At 76.8% G+C, this 2,630-nt stretch carries 3 protein-coding genes and 1 pseudogene; all 4 read right to left on the bottom strand.

Annotated features, from left to right (window positions below; all coding sequences use genetic code 11):
* Positions 1-28: 28 nt before the first annotated feature.
* Entirely contained in the window at positions 29-712 is a 684-nt protein-coding gene (locus tag MN205_RS12990) for a hypothetical protein (RefSeq protein ID WP_242127933.1), read from the bottom strand.
* Positions 713-835: 123 nt separating this feature from the next.
* Positions 836-1,486, bottom strand: coding sequence for an MOSC domain-containing protein (locus MN205_RS12985; protein WP_242127931.1), 651 nt, complete (start codon positions 1,484-1,486; stop codon positions 836-838).
* A gap of 71 nt (positions 1,487-1,557) precedes the next feature.
* Positions 1,558-2,133: a hypothetical protein gene (locus MN205_RS12980; RefSeq protein ID WP_242127929.1), complete on the bottom strand. Its 576-nt coding sequence runs from the start codon at positions 2,131-2,133 to the stop codon at positions 1,558-1,560.
* 127 nt (positions 2,134-2,260) lie between these two features.
* Positions 2,261-2,630, bottom strand: a pseudogene (locus MN205_RS12975) (methyl-accepting chemotaxis protein); the annotation flags it as partial.

Here is a 2,630-nt window from a genome sequence, read left to right as displayed (position 1 = left end):
GGCGGCGGGGGTGGTCCCGGACGTGCGTTCAGACGGCGGTGCCGCTGCTGGTGCTGCCGCTCGTGGTGCTGCCGCTCGTGGTGCTGCCGCCGGTGGCGGTGTCGTCCCCGGTGCCGGGGCGTCCTCCACCGCGGCCGCCGCCGGGACCGCCGCGGAACTCCGCGTCGATCGCCGCGGCGACCTGCTCGGGCAGTTCCGCGATCCGCTCGTCGGCCTGCTCCTGGGTCAGCCGCCCGTCGGTGACGGCCTGCTGCAGCCGCTCCTCCCCAGCCGCCACGAGGGCGTCGACGAGCGTCTGCTCCTCGACGCCCTCGTCGGCGGCGACGCTCGCCAGCGTGGCGCCGTCGGCCTGCAGCGCGGTGCGCAGCTCGTCGGCGCTCAGCCCCACCGCCTCCGCGGCGGCGTCGAGGTCCAGCGCGCGCCCCCCGCCGCCGTGCCCGCCGGGCCCGCCCGGACCGCGCAGGGCGTCGGAGGAGCCCAGCGTCTCGGCGACCGCGTCGGCCTGCTCCTGGGTGATGGTGCCGTCGCTGACGAGCCCCGACAGCGCGTCGGCGATGGCCTGGAGCCGGTCACCGATCCCGGTGCTCGAGCTCGTGGACGAGTCGGTGGTGGCTGCCGAGGCGACGGGTGCGCCGAGCAGCACCAGCCCGAGCCCGCCGGCGGCGACGGCGCCCGCGGTGCTGGCGGCGACGGCCCTCTTGGTGATCCTCATGGTGTTCCTCACTCCGGTGGCACCGGGTCCTTCCCGGCTCCCCCCTGTGTCGGGCGTGGAGCTGTGGTGGGCCTGTGCACCACCCCGCCGGGGCCTGGGACTGCGTCGGCCGCGGCCGGCACCTCAGCGACCGTCGAGTCGCCGCGCGACGGCGCCGGCGTCCTCCCGGGGCAGTTCGGGGACGTCGCGCAGCAGCGGCAGCAGCTGCGGCTCCGTCGTCAGCGCGGCGAACGCCGTGGCCACCGTCACCCCGTGCGCGGGGACGTCGTGCACCTCGATCCGCGCACCGGCGACCAGGTCCCCCGGGACCAGCACCCGCAGGTACGCCCCCGGCACGCGGGCCCGGGTGAAGCGCGGCACCCACCGCCGCTCCCCCAGCCACACCGCGAACGTCACGCACGGGATGCGCGGGCAGGAGACCTGCAGCACCACGTCACCGACGGCCCACCGCTCACCGATGACCGCCCGGTTCACCGCCAGCCCCCCGGTCGTCAGGTTCTCCCCGAAGCTGCCGTTGCCCAGCGGCCGGCCCAGCTCGGCCTCCCACGCGTCGAGGTCCTCGCGGGCGTAGGCGTACACGGCCTGGTCGTCGCCGCCGTGGTTCGCGGTGTCGCTGATGTGGTCGCCCAGCAGCCCACTGCCCCCCTCGCCCTTCGGGCCCGGCGCGCGGACGGGCACCGGGCCGGCGACGGGGCGCTTGTCGATGCCGCTGGTGCCCGACTTCGCCGCCACAGGCCGCCGCCGCCCGACGTTGACGCTGAGGACCCTGGGCACCCGGTCACCCTAGGGAGCAGCGCACCACCCGGGCAGGTGCTCTTCCCGGGCGCACCGGCGGACCGGCCCGCTCAGACGAGGGCGGCGGCCTCCTGCTCCAGGGCCGCCAGGTCCACCAGGAGGCTCGCCGCGCCGTGCAGCCGGTCGCTGAGGGCGTCCACGCCCGGGGAGAGGATCGTCAGCTCCCCGCGCTCGGCGAGGTCGGCGAAGATGCCGTCGTTGCTGACGACGAGGAACTCCGCCGGGTCGGGGACCTCCGCGGCGGCCGCCAGCAGCACGTGGTCCGCCACGTCGGGCCCGGCGGCCACCGCCTTCGCGCGCGGTGCGAACTCCGCCAGCCACGGGCGGGAGCGCGCGACCGCACCCACCTGCCCGGCGAGGGTGACGTGGTCGGCCTGCCGAGCCAGCTCCACCACCACGCTCAGCCGGGCGCGCAGCCGCCCCTTCACGGCGCGCAGGTTGTCCAGGTCCACCAGGAGCACCCGGGCGGCACCCTCGGTCCCGGACCACACCGGGTAGTCCCGCGCGAGGAGGCGCAGCGCCTCGCCGAACGGGTCGGGGCCGGCCTCGTCCTCCTCCGGCGGCACGTCCGCCAGGCAGAACCACTCGTACTCGTCCCACTCGCTCGGTCCGCCGCCCAGTCCCACGCCCCGATGTTGCCAGGTCCGCGTGCTCGCGAACGCGTCGACCCGATGGCGGCGACTCCACCCCGGGAGCACCACGACGCCCCGCCGGCTCGGGAGAGGCCGGTGGGGCGTCGCGCACCGCGCTCGGTCAGGCGTGCGGCAGCACGAACCGGGAGACGAGCTGGTCGAGGTCGGAGGCGGCGCGGGAGACCTCGCCGGCCGTGGCCGCGGCCTGCCCCGCCCCGGCCGTGGTCTGCTCCACGGCCGCGGCGATGCCGGAGATGTTGGTGGCGATCTCCTGGCTGCCGGTGGACACCTCCGAGACGTTGCGGACCATCTCGGAGGTGGTGGCCGACTGCTCCTCCACCGCCGCCGCGATCGTCGACTGCAAGGCGTCGATGCGGGCGATGACCTCGGTGATGCCACCGATCGCACCCGCCGCCGCCGAGGCGTCCGCCTGCGTGGCGCCCACCCGCCCGGTGATCTCCTCCGTCGCCCGCGCCGTCTGCTGCGCCAGC

It is taken from the genome of Kineococcus sp. TRM81007 (assembly GCF_022669155.1).
Taxonomy (GTDB): domain Bacteria; phylum Actinomycetota; class Actinomycetes; order Actinomycetales; family Kineococcaceae; genus Kineococcus.
This window is presented reverse-complemented; position numbering and strand designations above follow the sequence as displayed.